The organism is Caballeronia sp. DA-9 (assembly GCF_051615025.1).
GTDB classification, from domain to species: domain Bacteria; phylum Pseudomonadota; class Gammaproteobacteria; order Burkholderiales; family Burkholderiaceae; genus Caballeronia; species Caballeronia sordidicola.
Genome location: NZ_CP195132.1, coordinates 1,934,112 through 1,954,358 on the forward strand (window position 1 = coordinate 1,934,112; position 20,247 = coordinate 1,954,358).

A 20,247-nucleotide genomic window follows, 5' to 3' on the forward strand; every position below is an offset into this window, starting at 1 on the left:
GGCGCTCCCGATTTTCGTTATCCTGCTGCACGGGTTGTCTACCGATACAGAACTGGTAGATTGGCAATCGGCGAACGGCCAGACAAACTAAAGGAGACCAATATGCAATGGTTTATTACAAGGGTGGAACTGCACAGTGCGGCCGCTGCCGATTACGACAAATTGCACGAAGCGATGCTCGCGCAGAAATTCCGGCGCACGGTTCGATCTGACGACGGTCCAGAATACGAGTTGCCAACAGCCATGTATTTCTCGCACTCGACGGATCTGGATGCAGCCGGCGTGCGAAACATTGCAGTACTTGCAGCAAACACAACAGGCCGCAGATCCTATGTTTTCACATGCGCCACGTCGAGTTGGGCGTTGCAAGGGCAAGCAGCAATCTAGCGAAAATGGCCCGCATGCTGCGGGCCATTCAGCGACAAGCTCGGCTGCTTAGTCAGTTCCTTGGATAAATGCTTTTTCGCCCAGTTGATTAGGAAGCCTCGCGAGAGTTTGCGTGCCGTCCATCGAGCTCCTCCGGCTTCAAATGCAACACAACTTCGTCGCCCTTCAACCCTTTAACCTCTTCGTGCAACTCAATGTGGATCGCGTGGCCGACGCAGTCCGGGGATCACATATCCGCTGGCGCTTTAATTGTCCCAACGAAATTTCGCTTACTCCTGACCGCCTCCATTAAGATTGTCATCTTAGCGCGCCTAACGAAAAAGCCCCGCGAGGTATGCGCCGGCAGGGCTCTCGCCGAGTCCGAGTTTCTTGCGCTGACGCCGATTGTGACTGGTGCTCATTGTGATCTGTGCCCGTGATTCAGAAGGCAGTCATCCGAGCGCGCACCGACAGGCATCGGCCGTATCTACGAGTACACTGCCCGATCATTACAACATCGTGGGGAAAACGATGACCGATGGTCACCTGATTTCATTGATTTTAACTTTCATCGTCGCTGGCGGTGGCGCCTATTTTGGTTCGTACCTTCGAGAGAAAGGAAAGAGCCTGGCGACGAAGGAAGACATTGGCAACATCACCACGATCGTCGAGCAAGTAAAGGTGGAGATAGCGCGGCAGGACTGGGCTCAACGGGAATGGACACAGCTGAGGCGGATAAAGCTCGAAGAACTGCTTACCGCGGCGCAAGGACGGTCCCGTTATGTCTTTGCAGTAGAGACGGCGGCAGCCGCTTGCAAACTGACTGAAGAAGACCCCACCGTGCAGTTGGAAACGCTCGCGGCTTTGTATTTCCCGGAGCTAGAAAAAACGATCAGACAATTCGTATCGGTCGGCAATGAAAAACTGACCAATGCGCTTCGAATGACTCTGGAGAGCGAGAGAGCAAAAGGCGCTCCAACGTTGCTGCGGCAACACCGGACCGCGTTCAACATGCGTGTGGTGTCCATGTCGGGCCCGATGCTGGAGGCGGAACGTGCGCTTCGCACGGAAGCACGATCGCTCTTGTTGCGCATCATGCCTTCAGCCAACGGATTGAGCACTGAGTAGGTTTTAACTACTGCGTCGCCTGACGCACGCATCCGAACAAGCCAATTTGCGCACGCCGACGAATGCTTGATGTGCATGCCTTTGCCCTGGGACAAACCGGAGAAGCAGCGATTTGCGCGCGAGGTGCCTACCACTGAAGCGCCGGCTCCCCTTCTTCGTGACTGACCTTCGTTGGGAGGCTGCGCCGATGGGCACAAGGATCCGGCGGCGCGATCTCCCGCTCGCACATCAGGCATTCGTCGACCATGCGTGCGAACGCCGGCGTGGTCGGCGTGACGTCGATTGAAGTTTCCATGTGTTCTCTCTCAGGGCCTGTTCAAGTCCGCTCAGCGGTTCTCAGGTCATTCGCCTGTTGCTTCGTGATGCGCACACGCCGAGCTCGCCGGCGACCACGGTACGTTCCCACTGTGCGTTGGGCAGCGCCAAGCGACCGGCATTGACTACGCCGCCGGTCGCGCCCCCGCCAGCGGTCAGGCTGAGCACCGCGTCGCTGCGCGTCATGGCTTCCGCGGCCAGCACCCAGATATAACCTTGCTGCAGAATCGGTACCGGTGTCGAGAGAGACATACAGCGCATTTGCCGTCTTGATCCGCCGGCCGGATCGAGTAGCGGACCGTCATGCCGATGATTTCATCGTGTCCATTGCCAAGACCTTGCACGCGTGTCGTCCGCCGTTGTGCCGCGTGCGACAGTACGGCCGAAGTCGAGTGTGGTCGCGCCTTCGTTCGTCTTGCTCTCCATGGTGGGCACGTTCATATCGTAGATCATGCCGGGGTAGCCTTCCTCGTACACAAAGCTGCCGGGACTCGTTATGTCGACAGTCATGGATATTCCCTGTTGGTGATAGTGGACTCGTGGAGGGTTTGAAGAAGCGGCGCCGCATGCGCCCACGGCTCGCAACGCTTTTCGGCGGATGATCGAGCCTCCGCCATTTGATGGAAAAAGCCCCGCAAAATGAAGGTACTGTGGGGTTTTGATTTTTTACCCATCATCCCACCTATCACAAACCGTGCGCTCGATAGATTGTGTGGTCGAACCCACTGAAAGCTTGCCCCGCTCGTTAGGACTCCGCTCGCGCTCATGCGCAGCCGGCTGATCTCTATGTCTGAATGCAAGTCGCGTTCCTAGACGTTGCATGCTCGCAGTGCTTCCGGTGACGGACCGCGTCTTCGATTGGCCATCTGCCCGGCAAGCCAGTTCGGATATCTTCGCGAGGCGGTTTGTCAACTGACGCTAGTTGACATCGAAGACATCGACCCAGCTTAGCACTCTCGATTCTGAATCGCAGTGCCGCTTTTCGGTGGTGCAATCCGCTGCGTTTCGGCGAGGCGCGCTTTCCGCTCTTGCTTGCGGGTGTTGTTCATTCGTATGAGGGCGTCCTTTGGGTTGACGACTTCGCGAATGCTCAGGACAATTGAACTTCGAAAGCGCGACCTGGACGATTTCGAAGGAGCGCATGAAAGCGGAGCGCCCTCACAATGTCTACTTGAGTCAGCAGGCGCTGGATATTCTGATCGTATTCGAGTCTTGTTTGGCGCAAGTGCCCACCTTCATCTTGGTCGCCATGAGACGGCGCCGCGAATCAGTGCAGCTACGGTGACCGGATCATTGATGCGATCGTGCCGACGAGTTCGAGCGTTTCATTGTGCATGACCTGCGTCGGACAGGAAACGATCCGAACTTCTTCGCCATCTTTCTCATGCGATCGATGTGGCTGGTCTATCCAGTGCAGGCGCAGGCTGATGCTCGGCATTCCAGCGGGGTTAAATGCGCCCAGTGCTCGGTACGACATAACTTGCCAGCTGAGCATAATCTCACTGATCCTTGTCTATTCACTGAAAAAATGATGTCCATCGTAGCCTTGTGCAGGGACACTCGTACATGCGCGAGCCTTGATGCACGACACGATCGGGAAGGGGGCTTGCCTGCAAACTATGGGCGTCGCGCTCCAGACGTGTTTGCTAGTTGTGAAGGCGGAAAACCAAGCGCATGCCGGAACATCGTGGAGAAGGCCGGGGCATTCGCATATCCAAGTTCGGCCGCGACTTCATTCAGTGGAACGCCGCGCCCAATGAGATCGATGGCGCGCGACAGTCTCAATTGCCGGCGCCAGATCGCGAAGCTGGTATTGACTTCGCTCTGGAAAAGACGCGCCAGCGTCCTCTCGCTTGCGCCGACGATGCGGGCCCAATCCTGGAGGGTTCGGTAGGAGCCCGGTTCCTCCATCATCGCGGTGCACAGCGCACGCAATCGTCTCTCCGATGGCAACGGCAGGCCGAGCGGCAGCGCGGGCGCCCGCCTTACTTCCTCAATCAGCAACTGCATGGCGAGTGTGCGATGACGAGAAGAGCCCTGCATGCCGTGCGCCAGCGATTCCGTGAGCACGCGCATCAGCTCGGAAACCTCTATGACCGAGCACGCATCGGCCGGCAGCGGCGAAGCACCGGGATCGATATAGAGCGCGTGAAACTCAGCGTGCCCGAGCATCACCACCTGGTGGTCGATGCCGGGGGGAATCCATACCGCGCGCCAGAGCGGCACGATCCACATCATGCCGGGCGCACTGACGCGGATGCTCCCGACCCGGGGGCAGGCGAGCTGACCCCAAGTGTGGCGATGCCACTCGATGATACTGTCCGCGGGTGGCAGGCGCAGGTGCGCCATGACCGGTTCCTTGCGCGTGGGCACCCTCTTGGGCAGCGGATCCCAGGTATCGCGTCGTGGCATGTTTTCGTAAGAAATTGTCTGTCAGTCGAATCATTGCCATTGTACGACTGCCCTATGATGAAAGCAGTTCATTCCGCAATGACAGGGAGGAGACGACAGTGCGAGAACTGAAGGCGCTCAGAGGCAGCGTGGACAGGCTTCCGCGCGAACCTTCGCGCGGGTCCCTGCATGCCCGTTACGGGGAACAGATCGGCACCGCCCTCCTGATCCTGTGGGTGCTGGCGGCGTTGATCCTCGTGCGGTACGTACCGTTCATCCACGGCTTTCCGGCGGCGATGTCCCAGGCGGCGATCTTGGTGTTATTCACGGTCTGCTTTTGGGCGCTCGGCTTGCTGAAAGAGCCGGTGACGACCCTGCTGTTTTTCCTCCTCGCGATGTTGTTCAGCGTCGGGCCGGCGAAGACGATATTTGCGGGCTTTTCGTCTCCTGCCTGGTGGCTGGTGTTCGGCGGCGCGATTAATGGTGTGGCGTTGCGCGTGACGGGTCTCGCGGGCCGTTTCAGCAACGCTCTCCTGGCCGCGCGGATGGACAGATACGGCCATTATGTAGCGGCCATCGTGCTGGGTGCCGCAGTTCTCGCGTTCGTAATGCCGTCTACGACGGGACGGGTCATGCTGCTGACGCCGCTCGCGCTGACCCTGGCCGATCACCTGGGCTTTGAACCCGGGCGTCGGGGGCGCACGGGATTGGTGCTAGCGGTCGCCGCGGCGAGCTATATGCCGCCTACCACGATCCTGCCCGCCAATATCCCGAACTCGGTCCTACTGGGCGCGGCGCAATCGCTCTACGGCGTTCATCTGCATTATGGACCGTACTTCCTGCTGCATTTTCCGGTGCTCGGCGCGCTTAAGACGGCAGTCCTTATCTGGCTTATCTGCCGGCTGTTCCCCGACCGCGTGGAGTCTGTCTCAAGACCGAAGGCGGTTGACGAGCAGCTGTCCCGACGGGAATCGACACTCATCTTCATTCTCGGACTATCGCTGCTGTGCTATGCGACCGACTTCTGGCATGGCGTTTCGCCGGCGTGGGTGAGTCTCGCAGCTGGCGTGGCGTGCCTGCTTCCGCAGACGGGAATCGTTCCCGTGAAGGAATTCAGCGAACAGGTTCACGTGACGCCGCTCGTCTATGTCGCCGGCTTTTTGGGGCTCGGCGCGCTGATTTCCGAATCCGGACTCGGGAGCTGGTCTGCGGGTGTGTTACTGCACTGGGTACATATGGCGCCGGGCCACACGCAGGCGAATGTGATCTGGCTTGAGCTGATCGGGGCATGCATTGGACTGCTGACAACGCTGCCCGGACTGCCGGCGGTACTGACACCGGTGGCCGGGCAGTTTGCTCATGCGAGCGGACTTCCGCTGTACACGGTGCTGATGCTGCAGGTTCCGGTGTTTTCTACGGTTTTCCTGCCCTACCAGTCTCCACCTATGATGATCGCAATGCACATGGGAGGCGTGTCCCTGCGAGACGGAACGACGTTATGCCTGTCCCTTGCAGCAATCACCGTGATTGTCCTTCTGCCGATGGACTGGATGTGGTGGAGGCTGATGGGCATGTTCTGAGACTTCCCGCAGTGAGCGCGTCTTTCGAGCCAGGAGTCCGGGGTAGTCTGCGCCCGCGCCGGCGAGGGACGAGCGTGTCCGGGCACGCACGCAACGGCGCACTGTATGCGTAAGTGACGATGGCGTAGACACAACCAGACGCTAGACCTGAGTCGATTACGCTATTTCGTGACCCTTGCGGAGGAGCTTCATTTCGGGCGCGCGGCACAGAAACTGCATGTCGCGCAGCCGCCGCTGACACGCCAGATTGGGCTGCTGGAGACCGAACTCGAATTCTCTCTGTTCCAAAGGACAAGCGGGACAGTCAAATTGACGACGGCGGGTGCGAGGTTTCTGCCCTTCGCGCGGGCGATAGTGGAAGATTGCGCGCGCGGAGGAATACTCCAGAAGCTGGCACGCGGTGCCGCCGGACCAGTGACGCTTGGATATTGAGTTTCCGTGTCGCTAGACGTGGGATTCAGCGCGGCACTTCGGTCTACTGCGTTGCAGTTCCCCGACATCGAGTGGTCCTTGGTGGAAATACCATCAGGTATCCTAAATGAGGAGACTCACAGAGGACATGTCGATATCGGCGCATCGCGTCTGTCACCTCCGGTTGATCGAGGTGGCATGCGTATCCAGCAAAGGCTGAGGGAACACATCGTCGCTGCGATCGCGCTGGATGATCCGTTATCGCTGCACGAAACACTGCGGATCGAGTTGCTGGCGGGCCGGCAGATGGTCATGTCTTCTGCAGGTTCGGCGTCCGAGTTGAACGTTCAGGTTCAACGGCTCTTTGAGCGGCAGCGGATGAAATTGAAACCCGGCCCCGCCGCACCGCAACTGGCGTCCATGATGACGCTGGTATCCGCGGGGCTGGGTGTTGCGCTACTGCCTGCGTCGGCGGCCGTGCCACTTCGCCCGGGCGTGCGGTACATGCCTGTCTCGGGGGACGAAGCCTACATTGATGCATTCGTAGTCCGCCGGCAGGAGAGGTTACCACCCGCACAAGCCATGCTTTTGCGGTTCTGCTGCAGCCAGGTATTTCCCGGCGACCCGGTTGCTGGGCGCGATGTTGCGCCCACGGAGCGGCAGCATTCCAGTTCGACGTGCTGCGATCAGCAATAACGGTGTTTACACACTGCTGTGCGCAAGTCTGCAATTGAAGTAATCGCAGAAAAAGTATTGATCACGACAAAATCTGTATTGGTCGTCTCTCTGCCGGTCCTGCTCTAAAAGTCTTACCTGCTTTCAGTGCGTTCTATGCCGCATCAAGGCGCATAGCTACTGGGTATTCGTTTTGAATGAGCACGGACAGAACCGCCACGCAGGTAAGAGACCATGCGACGAACTGTTGCAAGGGGGTCAATGCCCGTCCTGATTCGAGAGGCAGATATTCCTATGAAAGCGCGCGTGAAAGACACAGACCTTCGCGTGCGAGCCACGGGCGATGACGAAATGCGAAGTCTATTCCATGCCCTGCTGGCAGAAGGAGAATTGCCTGCAACCAGGGCGATGGCGCTGGACACCATCAGAAAGGCAATGGCAGCGATGGAGTCATGGCGGCCGACAATTGATGACCGCAGACTTCCCAATTCTCGCGCACCAGGGAGCGGTCGTTACCCGCAGCTCGGCCGTATAAGAGTAAAGTCGAGCATCCAGCGTGGGCTGGGCTCAGGTCGTTGCGGAAGAAGACCCCGTTGACAACCCGCACATCGCCCTTCAGTACCGCTCGCGCCCCTTAAACGGCCGACATGGATTGTTGGGTTAACGGACCTGTGCGCGCGGAAGCAGTCGTCCGCCGGACGTTGCTCCTACGTAAAAAGAATGGGTCATCCCGAGGAAGCGATGGATCTCTCTATCACCGCGACCACTCCAGGCATACCAAGCTCCTGCGGCTCGTGTCGACAGTGGCGTCGGCGGGAGTGGGTCCGCGCGTCGGCCGCATTCTGGACGCCACCTTCCGCAGAATAAGTGACCGCACCTGGTTGCACCGCTGTCCGAGTGCCGGACGGCCCCCTCTTGTGACACGAGCGTGCAAGCGTCGCCAGTTGGCTGAACTTGATTGCCCGAGAACCTTGAGTCGGGGCGGGGGATCGAGGGCGAACCGGGAGTTCTCCGGCCGTGGGAAGAACTAGGCGTGGCGTCTTGTTCTCGGAGCGCGATTTTCCTGTTGGCCAGAAACTGGCCGATAGGAGCGGACGGTTCTGTCGAAGCGACGGATTTCACTGTCGGTCAGTCCGGTCGTGGCGTAGCGCTCTTGTCTGGCCGCTGGCGTGATCGAATGGCAGTCAAGCCCGTGAAATTCCAGATACTGCGTGAACGTGAGCCAGTCATCGTCCTGCATGTTCTGCAGCCATTGCTTGAGTGTGGCCAATTTTTTAGCCGACAGATCAGAGGGAGCGGTATTGAGGATATCCAAGGCGAACCGTGTGGGTTCGCAATGTGCCGGCGGCCGATAGAACAGGTCCCAGTATTCCTGATGGGATGACCGCGGGTCGACGCGTACGGCTGCCTCTGCGCGTCGTGGTGTAGGGCTGGCAGCCCTCGGGCGCGCTGCGGCGCGACTTCTACCAACCATTGAAGCGAGCCGCCGACGCCGTGCAGTCTCGCGCTCACGCCACAGGAGCTCAATTCCGGCGTATTCCTCGGAGCGCGAAATCCTGTACGCCGCATCGCACCACGCGCTTTCCTGCCAGTGATCGGAGACCCGCGCGCGCTCCAGTGCGCCGGTTTGCTCCGTCGGATCGTCGGTTGCCTTGTGTCCTTCTAAACACAGTCGGCGCATCAGGGTGAGCGCCTTGCGAAAGTATCGGGTCGATGCCGTGTCTTCGGCGTGCAGCCGCTCCGGAAATGACTCGACATTTACCGGCGCGATGTGCCCGTTGGTAGAGTCGGTGATCCCGGTTGCGATCCAGAACGCATATTGGGGAAAAGCATGCGCCATTGCCTGGATCATGTCAGGTGTGGCCCGCTGACGGCGCATAAATGCCTTGCGCCAGCGTTGAGCGGAAATCCCGGTGAACCCGTGAAGACGCTCCCAAAAACCATGTCCACCAAGACTGCATTTGTCTATTGCTGTCCATATCGACCTGATGGGCTCCGCAGCATGAGTGCCGTTTTCCTCACAACGCGCCTCATCGTTCAGAAGCCCTTTCAGCAACAGGATGATCCGGTCTTCAATGGTCATTGACATAGGCGGCCGGGTATATATCATATGTTTACATAAAAGTCGTATCGTCTATTTTAGACGATCCTGGATTGTAGGGTCCAGTGTGACAAAAAAGCTGACGAGCTGTCCGGGGCGAATGCCCGTCAGCAGGCGAGGCGCGTGCATATGCACGGCACGGAAGGGAGTAACGCGGCCGCCCCGCACTTCCCGAATGAGAGCAATACCGTGATTGACGAAGAGAAGGAATGGCAAGCTCACACCACACACGGTGACGGGGCAACGCAGACAGAGGGCGAGGATCTGAGACACCGGCTGGAGTTGGCTGAGCAGCAGGCGCGGCGGCTGGCCCAACGACTGCATGGAAGTAACCGTCAGGTCCAACTGCTCGAGCAAGGCATCGCATTGAGCGTCGCCATACACGGCGTTTGGCGAGCGAACGCGGAAAGCGAAATGAAGGAGTTGCGACGCGAGATCGCGGCGTTGCGCGCACACCGGTCGCGCAGGCGTCCGCTGTCCAATCCATCGGGCAATGTCGACGTCAGTCTGCCTTATATGACGGACCCACTATCTGGTGTGTTCGATGTGATGCGTGACGTGTCGAAGCATTACGACGGCCGGCATCCCCCCAAATCAACGCTCATCGCACTCGCGATCGACGATCGTCTGGGCATGCGACATCAACGTAATGGTGATGCGTCGAGAAGCGCGCAGGCCATTGCCTCGTTGATCCGGCCGGATCCTGACAGGCAGGGCGGCGCAAGCCGGCGCCGCCGTGGTCATTCTGATGGGCACGGTTAGAGTTGTGCCGCACACTTTTCCGACGTGAATTTCCCGCGGTAAGACGGACTTGCCCGCGGTGACGGTTCGGGCCTTGAATCGAGTCATGTAGTCAGGCTTTCAATGAGTCCAGGAGGTGCTACATGACGGTAGCCAAACAGGAGTTATCACAGGAGGCGATGCGACGCGGGCTCGCCCACAGTCGTTTACTACGTCCATCCCTGCACGTCCATCGACACGCTCATACCGGTACTTTTCCTGCGGATGATCCGTCCGGCGGGCGTTACCCTGCGTTCCGCAGCACTGGCATCGGGCAGTCGGGTTGTTGCACAAGAGCGGACACACGGTCACGAAACGGCGACAGGGAAAACGCGCGCCCCACAACCACGCACACGTTCAGTCTTGAGGAGCGATTACGCAACTGGGGAAGCGAACGACGCGGTCTGTACGATCCGGTTGATGCGAGGCTTGTTGACGCGGCATGGCGACGGCTGCCTGTGCGCCACCGCGAACTGTTGCAGATGGTCTACCTGTGGAAGGCGGGCCGCGAAGTCGTGTGCCGACGTCTGAAAATCCGGCGCCATCCTGCGCAGGTTTTTGAACTCGAAGTGGCTGCAGCGAAGGCCGCGTTAAAAAAAATCGTCGACGCATGATGATGTCGTCGGAATACATGGGAACACGCGGGACGTCAAGGGACACTGGGCGGCATTTGCATGCGCCGTGACGCGCAAAAAAGCGCTTGCGGTACCCCGAATCCCGAACTAAAGTGACCTCAACAATCTGATCCGGTTAAAGCGTTCGACGCTACCGAGTACGCGTTAGCGGCCCACGAAGTATCGACGCAGAGCGCAGATGCCGTTCGTCGGCATAGCAGCAAGCCCGCTGGCAGTTCATGCAAGCGGGCTTTCTGTTTTGTACAGCTCACGGGTGCTATTGCCATGACGTTGTCCTTGCCAGCCAAGCGTCGATACCGAATGGGCCAGACAAGGAAATGTCGGTGATGAAAGCCTTTTCTGATGAAATACATCCACCCGGTGCCAGCAGGGCATCGGCGATGAGCGACGCTCCACGCACTCCACTCGCGATCCTGCGGCGCAAGCAGGTCGAGCGAGAGACTGGACTGTCCCGCTCGTCCATCTACCGGCGCATGCATGCGGGAACATTTCCCGCACCCGTGCAACTGGGTCTGCGTTCTGTGGGCTGGCGGGTGGCAGACATCGAACAGTTTTTGTCGGACCCTATGGCGTATCACGTGTCTGCAGGCGCGTTGCCGTTGCCGTGCCGTGCAGGGGATGGACGATGAACGCGGTGATGCACCGGTCCCTGGAGGAGCGTTTGCTCAACTGGGGACGTGACCGGCGCGGCGTGTACGATCCGCAGGATGCCCAGCGGCTCGATGCCGCGTGGCGACGACTTGATCCCCGCCACCGGGAACTGCTGAGAATGATCTATGTATGGAAAACAGGCCGGGAGGTCGCCTGCCGGCGGCTGAAGATCCGCCGGCATCCACCACACTTCCTTGAGCTTGAACTCGCGGCAGCGAAGGTCGCGCTGAGGAAGCTGCTTGAGGGCACGCCGCAATATGGTCAAGGCCGGATGGGAACTCCCAGGACGTCTGCGGCATGTGAGAAGTAATTTTCGTGAGTGCCGGAATAAAAATATGTTGTAGTACTAATTAAGTTGTTCTAGACTGAATTTAACAATCTGATCCGGTTAAAGCGCTTGACGCTACCGAGTACGCGTTAGCGGACCATGAAGTACCGGTGTAGATCTGGTGCGAACCTGTAGGGCAGTCACAAGCCCGCCTGGCAATCAATGCAGGCGGGCTTTGTGTTTTGCACGTCGGATTTCGCGTGTGTGGTTTGACTGACCCTGTACGGTCCCCGTTGAACCCGCGACTGGCGATCACTGCAGTCGCGGGTTCCTTTTTACCGTCTCTACCTGCCCGGTACCGAATGGTCCGGACCTATGGAAGCGACGGTTATGAAAACCCTTCTTATCGCGACACAAAAGGGCGGTGTCGGCAAGTCGGCCCTGCTCTGCCAGCTGGCGCACTACCTGCACTTCATCGTGCAGTGGCGCGTGCTGGTGATCGACCTGGATGACCAGGCGAACAGCAGCCGGTCACTGGAGCGCGCGCACAAGGCGAGCGCCTTGGGCGTCACCGCCTCGACGCTGTTCATGAACGACGCGCCGGATGTCGGGTCCGACCTCGCCCCGTTCGCGCTCGTGAAGGCCGACGACGTGCTGCGGCGCCTCGTCGAGCAGCCCGAAGAGCTCAGCCGCTATCACGCGAACCTGAAGCGCTTCCTCGCGAGCGTAGCGCCCTCATTCGATGTGTGCCTGATCGACTGCGCGCCGACATCGGACCTGCGCACCGTGTATGCGCAGTCTGTGGCGGACTTCATGCTGAGCCCGATCCAGCTGAATCAGGAAGCGGTGGAAGGGGTGACAGAAACCATCAATGGCCGGCGCGGCGTGCGGCGCATCCAGGCGAGCTTCAATCCGGCGCTACGCTTCATCGGCATCCTGCCCAACATGGTCGAGCAGACGCCGCTGCAGCAGGCCAACGGCCGTGAGGTCGCGACGCACTTCGCGCAATACCTCGTGCGGGACCCAGCGGCGCCCGAACGGCTCCTTGTCATTCCGCGGCGCTCGGCGATTGCCGAGGCGCAGGCCGAAGGCGTGCCCCTCTGGGAGCTGGGCAAGACGAAGACCGCTGCGCGTGATGCATGGCGTGAGGTGCGCCCGTGTTTTGAGGCCATCGTACGGCACCTCCAGGCGAGCGCTTCGCCCGGGACCTGCGCGCCGGTGGTGGACCTGGCGCGTGACGAGACATCAGGCGAGGTCATAGATGGCGCTTGATCTTTCCGCACTGGACCTTTCCGTGCTCGACGACGTACCCCGTGGCGCGCTCGCCGCGAACCAGATCGGGATCGTGCTCACGTTGCCGCTCGACAAGGTCGAAGAAGATCCTGGCCAGCCGAGGCAGATTTTCAGCCAGCCGGAACTGGAACAACTGGCTGATTCCATTCGCGAACGAGGCGTGCAGACACCAATCGTTGTGCGCCCCAGCGCTGCAGGAGGTGCAATGCACCGGATCGTTCATGGCGCGCGTCGCTATCGCGCATCGAAACTCGCAGGCAGTGTCACCATTCCCGCGATCATCCAGGCCGACATGGGGCGCTTCGACGAGTATTCGCAGGTCGTCGAGAACTTGCAGCGAGAGGACCTGAAACCGGTCGAAATCGCGGAATTCATCCGCAGGCGCCGGGCGGCGGGTGATCGCAACAGCGATATTGCACGGCGACTTGGCGTGCGTCCGGAGTTTGTGACCTGGCACCTGGCGCTATTCGCTGCCGCTGCCCCGGTGCTGAGCGCGTTCCACGAAGGGCGGATTACCGGTGCGCAGCAGGTGTACCGGTTGAACCTGCTGCACGAGCGCGCCCCCGACAGGGTGCAGGCGCTACTCGACTCGGCGAGAGACATCACGCAACGGATGATCACGGACCTTGCTGCCGAAATTGAGGGCCGCGCCGGGGCAGCGGGTGGCGATGCGCCGGACGCTGCGGAATCAGGAGGGACAGCGTCAGCTGCCGCGCGCAAGACGGCTCTGACGCTTCGGGCCGGACCCACTGCGTCGCGCGGGCCAGGTGGCGCGGGCGGGCGCGAGGATGGCTCCGCTGGCGGTCCTGATCCTGACCGGCTCGACAGACCGTTGCTGCGGGCCACGCATGAAGGCCGCGAGGTTACTGTGCAACTCTTCCGGCGGCCCCTCGCGAGAGGTCACGCGTTCGTGGTGTCCGATGATGGACATGCTCACGATGTGGAACTGACAGCGCTCTCGGATCTGATGCTGACGGACAGCGAGGCCTGACATGGGAAGCGGTCTGGTCCACATCATCCAACAGGTCGTGCGCCAGTTTTTGCTCGCGTTGGGACTGATGACAGCGTGTTCGGTTCTCACTCCGACGCTGGCACGCGCGGACGACTGGGGCTGCCAGGTGCTGTTGTGCCTGGCAAATCCGGGCGGCCCCGAACAGTACAGCGAGTGCGTACCGCCGATCGAAAGACTCTGGAGCGCACTGAGGCACGGAGATCCGTTCCCGACATGCGACTTCGGCAGCGGAGGGTCGCAGGGCACGTCCGCATCGAACACGTTCGCGAGCGCCGCGTATTGCCGCGAGGATCTGCTGCACTGGGGTGGACCGGAAGACAGCGAACTGCTGTGTGGCGCAGCCGGCGCGATCAACGTCGAAATCAACGGCCAGCTCTACACAAGGGTGTGGTGGGACGCGGGTGGCGACGTGGGCGTAGCTGCGCAAGGCGAAAGCTCAACGCTTACCGAATACTACGGCGCAGGCAGTACCCAGGTGCGTTATGACCCGACCCAGGCCGCGCGGGAATTTCTCGAGCGGCAGTACCGGTGGAACAACGAAGGCGGCGGAGGCGGGCAATGATGGCACCGGTCGACTTCAGCATGCTTGCGCGGCAATGCGCACCACAGGTGGCCCCCATGACGCTCGCCGCGATCGTTCGCACCGAATCGGGCTTCAACCCGTACGCGATCGGGGTGGTCGGCGGGCGTCTTGTGCGACAACCCGAGTCCGCTGCCGAGGCCGTCGCGACCGCCCGTGAACTTGAGCGCCAAGGTTGGAATTACAGCGTTGGTCTAGCGCAGGTGAACCGGTCCAACTTCAGCCGTTACGGGCTGGGCCCGGATACCGCATTCGAGCCCTGCCGGAATGTCGCCGCCGGTGCGGCGATCCTGGCGGGGTGCTTCGCGAAGGCGCGCAAGCGCTCGCCTGACAGTCAGGAAGCGTTGCGTAAAAGCTTCTCCTGCTATGCGGCAGGCGACTTCGTGACGGGTTACCGCACGGGCTATGTGCAGCGTGTTGTCGACAACGCGGTAATGCACGCCATACCGATCGTGCCTGCGATCGATCCGGGTGTGACGCCGATCCGTGTTCAGCCGCGGGATGCAGCGGGCGCCGGCAGCAGGATGCCGTCGCAGGCGGGGGCGATTGGCGAGCATACCGGCGATGAGCGAGCAGGAAGCGAAGTAGACCCACATGCCAGCAAAAGGGAGGGGCAGCCGGGCGGCGGCGAGCACGACCCACCGGACAGTAGCGCAGTGGTGTTCTGAGCGCTAATCACGGGATGAGGGTAAGGAATAGCCGTACAGGAGCGGACCATGAAATCAGTACTACGAATCAGATATGCAATATACGGTGAGCGCCCGGCATTGCTGCCGGCACGAGGTACGGGCGGGTGGCGACGGCATGGCCGGTTCGTGACCGGCGCAGTGCTGATGCTGCTGGCGGCTTCGCCCGCTTACGCGCAGTTGTCCCAGGTCAATACGCTGCTCACGACCATCCAGACCACACTGCTCGGCGTCGGTGGGGTGATCTGCTCGATCGCGATCATCTGGGCGGGCTTCAGGATGATGTTCCAGCACGCCCGCTTCGGCGACATCGCCAATGTGTTCATTGGTGGCCTCTTTGTCGGCTGCGCGACGGTCATCGCCGCCATGCTGATTCCCACGAGCTGAGCGGAGCGCGACATGGAATCACGTCAGGACTCGTTGAGGGACCCGGTATTCAAAGGCTGCACGCGGCCCGCGATGCTGTGGGGCATACCGCTGGTCGCATTTCTTCTGGTCGGCGGCGGCATGCTGCTGCCGGCGATTTGGGCACTGCTGGCAAGCCCGCCGCTGGGTTTAGGGATTCTCTTCCTGATGATCCCCGTGTTCATCACGATGCGTACGGTGACGAAGCGCGATGACCAGCGTCTTGCGCAACTCGCGCTGCGGCTTCGGATGAGGATCTTGCAGCGCAACCTGCGGTTCTGGGGCGCGCACGCGTATGCGCCGGTGCGGTTCAAGAGGAGAGGGTGACATGCAGGTCAGATCCCAGTTCGCGGAGGTCGCGAATCGCGAGGTATTCGTCGCGGATTTCCTTCCGTATTCGTCGCACATCAGTGACACCGTCATCCGGACTCGCGAGGACGACTACGTGGCCATCAGGAAGATCGGTGGCATCGCGTTCGAGGCAACGGACCCGGTCGATATCCTGGTTCGCCACAACGGCTTCAACCAGCTCGTTCGGGGCCTGGAAGGCGGACACGTGGCGCTGTGGGTGCACCGCGTGCGCCGGCGTGTGACGGACCGGTTCACCACGCGTTATGAGAATGCGTTTTGTCAGGACCTGGCCGAGCGGTACTACGGCAGTTTCGACGGCTACCGGATGATGGCGAATGAGCTGTATCTCTCCGTCGTGTACCGGCCCAGCCGGACCCGGCTCGGGCGGCTCTTCAGCCGGGCGGCACGGCGCACGCTCGCGGAAATCCGCCAGGCGCAGGCCGATGCGTTGCGTGTCATGGCCGAACTGGGCAACCAGATCGACGCGGGGCTTAAGCCCTACGATCCCGAGGTGCTCGGGGTGTATGGGCGCGCGCGAAGCAACGGCCGGGCGGTCGTGCGTTATTCGCGCGCACTGGAATTCCTTGGGTTTCTCGTCAACGGCACGTGGGAGCCTGTGCCCGTGCCTGCCGGTCCGATCCGGGAAGCACTGCCGACTTCGCGCCTGTTCTTTGGCGCCGAAAAGGTGGAGATCCGCGCACCCGCGGCAACGCGGCACGGCGCGTTGCTCGACATCAAGGATTATCCGGACGAATCCGAGCCGGGCATGCTCAATGGCCTGCTCTACGGCGACTACGAATATATCGAAACCCAGAGTTTTACGATTTTCGACCGGCCATCGGCCAAGGAAGCGCTGGAGCGTCAGCGCAACCAGTTGATCGCGGGCGAAGATGTCGCGGGCACGCAGATCGCGGCGATGGACCACGCGCTCAATGATCTCGTGAACGGCGATTTCGTGCTCGGGGAATATCACTATTCGCTCGCGGTCCTCGGCGAGAGTGCCGCCCAGGTGGGCAAACACGTCGCAACGGCGCGCACCCAGCTCGCCGACGCGGGATTCCAGAGCGCGTTGATCGACCTCGTGGCAGACGCGGCATGGTTCGCGCAGCTACCGGCCAACTGGCGCTACCGTCCGCGCGAGGCGAAGCTCACGTCGCGCAACTTCTGTGGATTCGCGAGCCTGCACAACTTTGCCACGGGCAAACGCGATGGTAATCCTTGGGGCGAGGCGATCACGATCGTCAAGACGCCGAGCGGCCAGCCGTTGTACCTGAACTTTCATGCGACGTCGGAAAAGGTGGAATCCGCGGACGAGAAGGCGCTCGCCAACGTGCAGATCATCGGTCCCTCCGGCGGCGGCAAGACCGCGCTCGAAATGCTGCTGCTCGCGATGGCGACCAAGTACGGCATCACGGCTGTCGTGTTCGACAAGGATCGGGGCACGGAGATCGCGATCCGGGCGATGGGCGGCGTCTATACGCAGATCAGGCGCGGTGAGCCGACCGGATTCAATCCATTTCACATGGAGCCGACAGCGGCGAACATCGATTTCTGGGAGCGGCTCGTGCGCAAGCTCGTGGACATCGGCGTTTCCCTGTCGGCAAAGGAGGAACTGGAGATTTCGCGCGCGGTGCGCGAAGTCGCCCGGATGGCACCGGTGTTGCGGCGTCTGTCGACGGTGCGGCAACTGCTGCCAAACGTTGGCGAGAACAGCCTGTATGCGCGTCTCACGAAGTGGTGCGCGGGCGGCCGGCTCGGATGGGTACTCGACAATCCGGCCGACCGTTGCGATTTCGCCGCTGGGTCTCTTTTCGCGTTCGACGACACGGAACTGCTGGACGACCCTGAGGTGTCAACGCCGGTCACGATGTACCTGTTGCACCGGACCGAAAGCCTCGTCGATGGGCGCCGGTTCGTGTATGTGATGACGGAGTTCTGGAAGCGCCTGGGCGATCCGGTGTTCGCGGATTTTGCGAAGAACAAGCAGAAGACGATCCGCAAGCAGAACGGCCTGGGCATCTTCGACACGCAGTCGCCCGAAGACGTGCTCGGCAGCGACATCGCCCGGGCGCTCGTCGAGCAGACGGCCACGTTCTTTTTCCTCGCGAACCCGCGTGCGGACTACGACGACTACGTGCACGGCTTCAAGCTCACTGAAGCCGAATTCGGCATCGTGCGCAGTCTTGGCGAAAACAGCCGGATGTTCCTGGTGAAGCAGGGACACCGCTCGGCGATCGGCAAGCTGGATCTTGGCGGGCTCGGTGATGTCCTCGATGTGCTTTCGGGGACGACCGACAACGTCGAACTGCTTGACGAGATCCGGGCGGAAACGGGCGATGCCCCGCAGCGCTGGCTGCCGGTTTTCCACGCAAGGCTCAGCGAACGCCGGGCTGCGGCGCGGGCGGTGCGGCAGGGCCTTGCGCGACGTGTGGCGAGTGTGGCGGCAGCAAAGGGTGTGGCGGCAGCAAAGGGCGTGGCGACAGAGCAGGGAGATGCAGCATGAGCGGCCTCTTTACTTCGATCGGCGGGACCCTCGAAAACGGGACTGCCACGTATGTCACCAGCACGTCCGCGGCCCTGTCCAGTGCGCTGGTGCCGGTGGTGACCACCTCGGTGACGATCTGGATCATCACGTACGGGCTGGCGGTCATTCGCGGCGAATCGCACGAAGCGGTTCCCGCGTTTGCCTGGCGAGGGCTCAAGGTCGCGCTGATCTTAGCGTTTGCGCTCGGCAGCGGGATTTACCAAAGCCAGGTGATCTCGGCGGTGAACGGCGCGACGACCGGGCTCGCGCAGACGATCCAGAACGCAGCCGCCAGCAACGGTGCGGGCAACCCCGGGTGCGGGGCGGTCAATGCCAGCGCGGTGAGCGGCGGTACCGCGGGTGGAAGCGACACCGGTATCTACCAGACGCTCGACTGTTACGACCAGCAGGTGGCGCTGGTGGCGGGTGCCTATTTCAAGAAGGCGGCGCACGAGAGTGTGGGCTTTTCGATGATCGGCGCGTCGATCGGTGACCTCATCTGCGGCGTGGTGGCGGCGATCGGAGGGGCGATCTTCCTGATTGTGCTGGGGGTCGAGGTGGTGATGGCGAGGATGCTGCTCGATCTCGTGCTGGGACTGGGTCCGATCTTCATCGCGTGTGCCGCGTTCGCGCCGAGCGCGAGGTTCTTTGAGGCGTGGACGGCAAAGGTCGCCAACTACGCCCTGCTGCAGGTGCTGGTGGCCGCGTTCCTCGGGATGGCGCTGTCTGCCTTCTCGGCGGACCTCACGACGCTGGGCGTGACGGGTTCATCCCCAGCGACGAATGCCGCTGCGCTCGAGGCGCAGGTACAGACGACGCTCGATGGCGCCTCGGACATCGCGACTGCACTCGGTCTCTTCATGACCGCGGTGTTCCTCACGATGGTTGGCTGGCAACTGCCTGCTGTTGCATCGGGGCTCGCTGGTGGCGCCACCCTCTCGGGCTTCGGTTCGTTCATGGCCGGCGTCGCGTCGCGCTCATTCGTCGATTCACTGGGCAAGGCCTTGCGCGGTGCACGCGGAGGTCGCGGTGGACAGCCGGGTGGAACCATCGATAACGCTTCCGGCCGCTCCGGCGGGGCCGGCGGGAATGGCTCTGCGGGATCAATTCCGGCCTACCAGCGCGCTGCTCGCGACCACCTCGGCCGGGACGGCGGCTAGCAGGTTGACGACGAACGGGGCGACGACGAATGGGCCGACGACTAACAGGCAGATGACCGGCAGTAGATGACCAGCAGGTAAATGACTAACAGGCAGGTGATTGTCATGAAGCGACTCTTGAAATCCATTCTGTGCCGTACGGGCTTGCTCCTCGCGATGACCGGGACGGTTCCCTTCGCACAGTCCGCTCACGCCCAGGGCATTCCCGTGTTCGACGCGGCCAGTGTCGCGCAGGCGATTTCGCAACTCATGCAACTGGAGCAGCAGGTCCAGCAGGAGATCCAGCTGTTCAATTCGCTTAACGGCAGTCGCGGCTTCGGTGCGCTGCTAAGCAACCCGGTGGTGGCGAATTCGTTGCCGTCGAACTGGCAGAGCGTCTACACGGCGATCCAGCACGGCGGCTATGCGGGCCTCACCGGCAGTGCCCAGACACTGCGATCGGCGAGCGAAATCTACAACTGCGAGGACCAGACGGGTACCGACCAGCAGCTCTGCCAGCGCCAGTTGAACAAACCCTTCCAAGACAAGGCGTTCGGTGCACAGGCCTATCAGACGGAGTTGCAGGAATTGAACCAGATCCAGAGCCTGATGCAGCAGATCGATGTGACGCAGGACCCGAAAGGGGTTGCCGAACTGCAGGCGCGTATCCAGACAGAGAGCACAACTGTCGGCAACGAGATGACGAAGCTGCAGCTCTTCAGGATGCTGGCCGATGCTGAGGACAGGCTCATTGCGGAGCAGAACGAGGAACTGGTGATGAGCCGCGCGGGCAACACCGCCCGCCCGCAGGACCAGATGGTCCCGGTCACCTTCGGTAACTGAAAAGGCACGGTCATGAATAGATTTTCTTACATGGTGCTGATTATTCAATTAGTTATCCTTATTTCATCATGCAGCAGTACTCCGCCCAAACCGGTTCTACCGGACGGATCGCA

General features: G+C 61.1%; 23 protein-coding genes. 18 read left to right on the top strand and 5 right to left on the bottom strand.

The window, feature by feature from the left end; translation table 11 throughout:
• Positions 1-60: 60 nt before the first annotated feature.
• Positions 61-387: a hypothetical protein gene (locus ACRWA7_RS15085; RefSeq protein WP_438391678.1), complete on the top strand. Its 327-nt coding sequence runs from the start codon at positions 61-63 to the stop codon at positions 385-387.
• A gap of 510 nt (positions 388-897) precedes the next feature.
• Positions 898-1,494 (top strand): hypothetical protein, encoded by a 597-nt coding sequence (locus ACRWA7_RS15090; protein WP_438391679.1) that lies wholly within the window; start codon positions 898-900, stop codon positions 1,492-1,494.
• 127 nt (positions 1,495-1,621) lie between these two features.
• Here ACRWA7_RS15090 and ACRWA7_RS15095 read toward each other — a convergent pair whose 3' ends face one another.
• The 4 genes from ACRWA7_RS15095 to ACRWA7_RS15110 form a co-directional block, all read right to left on the bottom strand.
• On the bottom strand, positions 1,622-1,789 hold the full coding sequence (locus tag ACRWA7_RS15095) for a hypothetical protein (RefSeq protein WP_438391680.1): 168 nt from the start codon (positions 1,787-1,789) through the stop codon (positions 1,622-1,624).
• 41 nt (positions 1,790-1,830) lie between these two features.
• A complete protein-coding gene (locus ACRWA7_RS15100) occupies positions 1,831-2,061 on the bottom strand; it encodes a structural cement protein Gp24 (protein ID WP_438391681.1) in 231 nt (76 codons plus the stop codon).
• Between the two features lie 63 nt (positions 2,062-2,124).
• Positions 2,125-2,319, bottom strand: coding sequence for a hypothetical protein (locus tag ACRWA7_RS15105; protein WP_438391682.1), 195 nt, complete (start codon positions 2,317-2,319; stop codon positions 2,125-2,127).
• 1,107 nt (positions 2,320-3,426) lie between these two features.
• Positions 3,427-4,158: an AraC family transcriptional regulator gene (locus tag ACRWA7_RS15110; protein WP_438391683.1), complete on the bottom strand. Its 732-nt coding sequence runs from the start codon at positions 4,156-4,158 to the stop codon at positions 3,427-3,429.
• Positions 4,159-4,319: 161 nt separating this feature from the next.
• On the opposite strand from ACRWA7_RS15110, the gene ACRWA7_RS15115 reads away from it, so the two are divergent.
• The 3 genes from ACRWA7_RS15115 to ACRWA7_RS15125 all read left to right on the top strand — a co-directional run bounded on the left by ACRWA7_RS15115 (position 4,320) and on the right by ACRWA7_RS15125 (position 6,887).
• Positions 4,320-5,780, top strand: coding sequence for an SLC13 family permease (locus tag ACRWA7_RS15115; protein WP_438391684.1), 1,461 nt, complete (start codon positions 4,320-4,322; stop codon positions 5,778-5,780).
• Positions 5,781-5,948: 168 nt separating this feature from the next.
• Positions 5,949-6,212 (top strand): LysR family transcriptional regulator, encoded by a 264-nt coding sequence (locus tag ACRWA7_RS15120; RefSeq protein ID WP_438391685.1) that lies wholly within the window; start codon positions 5,949-5,951, stop codon positions 6,210-6,212.
• 81 nt (positions 6,213-6,293) lie between these two features.
• Positions 6,294-6,887, top strand: coding sequence for a LysR family substrate-binding domain-containing protein (locus tag ACRWA7_RS15125; RefSeq protein ID WP_438392808.1), 594 nt, complete (start codon positions 6,294-6,296; stop codon positions 6,885-6,887).
• A 1,006-nt stretch (positions 6,888-7,893) separates the two neighbouring features.
• On the opposite strand, the gene ACRWA7_RS15130 is transcribed toward ACRWA7_RS15125, so the two are convergent.
• Positions 7,894-8,949 (bottom strand): hypothetical protein, encoded by a 1,056-nt coding sequence (locus ACRWA7_RS15130; protein ID WP_438391686.1) that lies wholly within the window; start codon positions 8,947-8,949, stop codon positions 7,894-7,896.
• Between the two features lie 147 nt (positions 8,950-9,096).
• Here ACRWA7_RS15130 and ACRWA7_RS15135 point away from each other — a divergent pair, with 147 nt between their 5' ends.
• From ACRWA7_RS15135 to virB5, 13 genes are all read left to right on the top strand, one after another.
• Positions 9,097-9,729, top strand: coding sequence for a hypothetical protein (locus ACRWA7_RS15135; RefSeq protein WP_438391687.1), 633 nt, complete (start codon positions 9,097-9,099; stop codon positions 9,727-9,729).
• Between the two features lie 122 nt (positions 9,730-9,851).
• Positions 9,852-10,361 (top strand): hypothetical protein, encoded by a 510-nt coding sequence (locus ACRWA7_RS15140; RefSeq protein ID WP_438391689.1) that lies wholly within the window; start codon positions 9,852-9,854, stop codon positions 10,359-10,361.
• A 401-nt stretch (positions 10,362-10,762) separates the two neighbouring features.
• Positions 10,763-11,011, top strand: a complete 249-nt coding sequence (locus ACRWA7_RS15145; protein WP_438391690.1) for a helix-turn-helix transcriptional regulator — start codon at positions 10,763-10,765, stop codon at positions 11,009-11,011.
• The gene (locus ACRWA7_RS15150) at positions 11,008-11,343 is read left to right on the top strand and encodes a hypothetical protein (protein ID WP_438391691.1); all 336 of its coding nucleotides are present in this window, start codon (positions 11,008-11,010) and stop codon (positions 11,341-11,343) included. The genes ACRWA7_RS15145 and ACRWA7_RS15150 overlap by 4 nt, the downstream gene beginning before the upstream one ends.
• A gap of 348 nt (positions 11,344-11,691) precedes the next feature.
• Complete coding sequence (locus ACRWA7_RS15155; RefSeq protein ID WP_436181393.1) at positions 11,692-12,573, top strand: ParA family protein; 882 nt, start codon at positions 11,692-11,694, stop codon at positions 12,571-12,573.
• Positions 12,563-13,585, top strand: coding sequence for a ParB/RepB/Spo0J family partition protein (locus tag ACRWA7_RS15160; protein WP_436181394.1), 1,023 nt, complete (start codon positions 12,563-12,565; stop codon positions 13,583-13,585). The genes ACRWA7_RS15155 and ACRWA7_RS15160 overlap by 11 nt, the downstream gene beginning before the upstream one ends.
• A 1-nt stretch (position 13,586) precedes the next feature.
• Positions 13,587-14,168 (top strand): hypothetical protein, encoded by a 582-nt coding sequence (locus tag ACRWA7_RS15165; protein WP_438391692.1) that lies wholly within the window; start codon positions 13,587-13,589, stop codon positions 14,166-14,168.
• On the top strand, positions 14,165-14,854 hold the full coding sequence (locus ACRWA7_RS15170) for a lytic transglycosylase domain-containing protein (RefSeq protein ID WP_438391694.1): 690 nt from the start codon (positions 14,165-14,167) through the stop codon (positions 14,852-14,854). Before ACRWA7_RS15165 ends, ACRWA7_RS15170 begins: the two co-directional genes overlap by 4 nt.
• Before the next feature lie 48 nt (positions 14,855-14,902).
• Positions 14,903-15,259: a TrbC/VirB2 family protein gene (locus tag ACRWA7_RS15175; protein WP_438391695.1), complete on the top strand. Its 357-nt coding sequence runs from the start codon at positions 14,903-14,905 to the stop codon at positions 15,257-15,259.
• A 12-nt stretch (positions 15,260-15,271) separates the two neighbouring features.
• Entirely contained in the window at positions 15,272-15,604 is a 333-nt protein-coding gene (locus tag ACRWA7_RS15180) for a type IV secretion system protein VirB3 (RefSeq protein ID WP_438391696.1), read from the top strand.
• A 1-nt stretch (position 15,605) separates the two neighbouring features.
• A complete protein-coding gene (locus ACRWA7_RS15185; RefSeq protein ID WP_438391697.1) occupies positions 15,606-18,131 on the top strand; it encodes a VirB4 family type IV secretion/conjugal transfer ATPase in 2,526 nt (841 codons plus the stop codon).
• Positions 18,128-19,312: a type IV secretion system protein gene (locus ACRWA7_RS15190; RefSeq protein ID WP_438391698.1), complete on the top strand. Its 1,185-nt coding sequence runs from the start codon at positions 18,128-18,130 to the stop codon at positions 19,310-19,312. The genes ACRWA7_RS15185 and ACRWA7_RS15190 overlap by 4 nt, the downstream gene beginning before the upstream one ends.
• 156 nt (positions 19,313-19,468) lie before the next feature.
• Positions 19,469-20,134, top strand: coding sequence for a P-type DNA transfer protein VirB5 (gene virB5 / locus ACRWA7_RS15195; protein ID WP_438392809.1), 666 nt, complete (start codon positions 19,469-19,471; stop codon positions 20,132-20,134).
• Positions 20,135-20,247 lie beyond the last annotated feature (113 nt).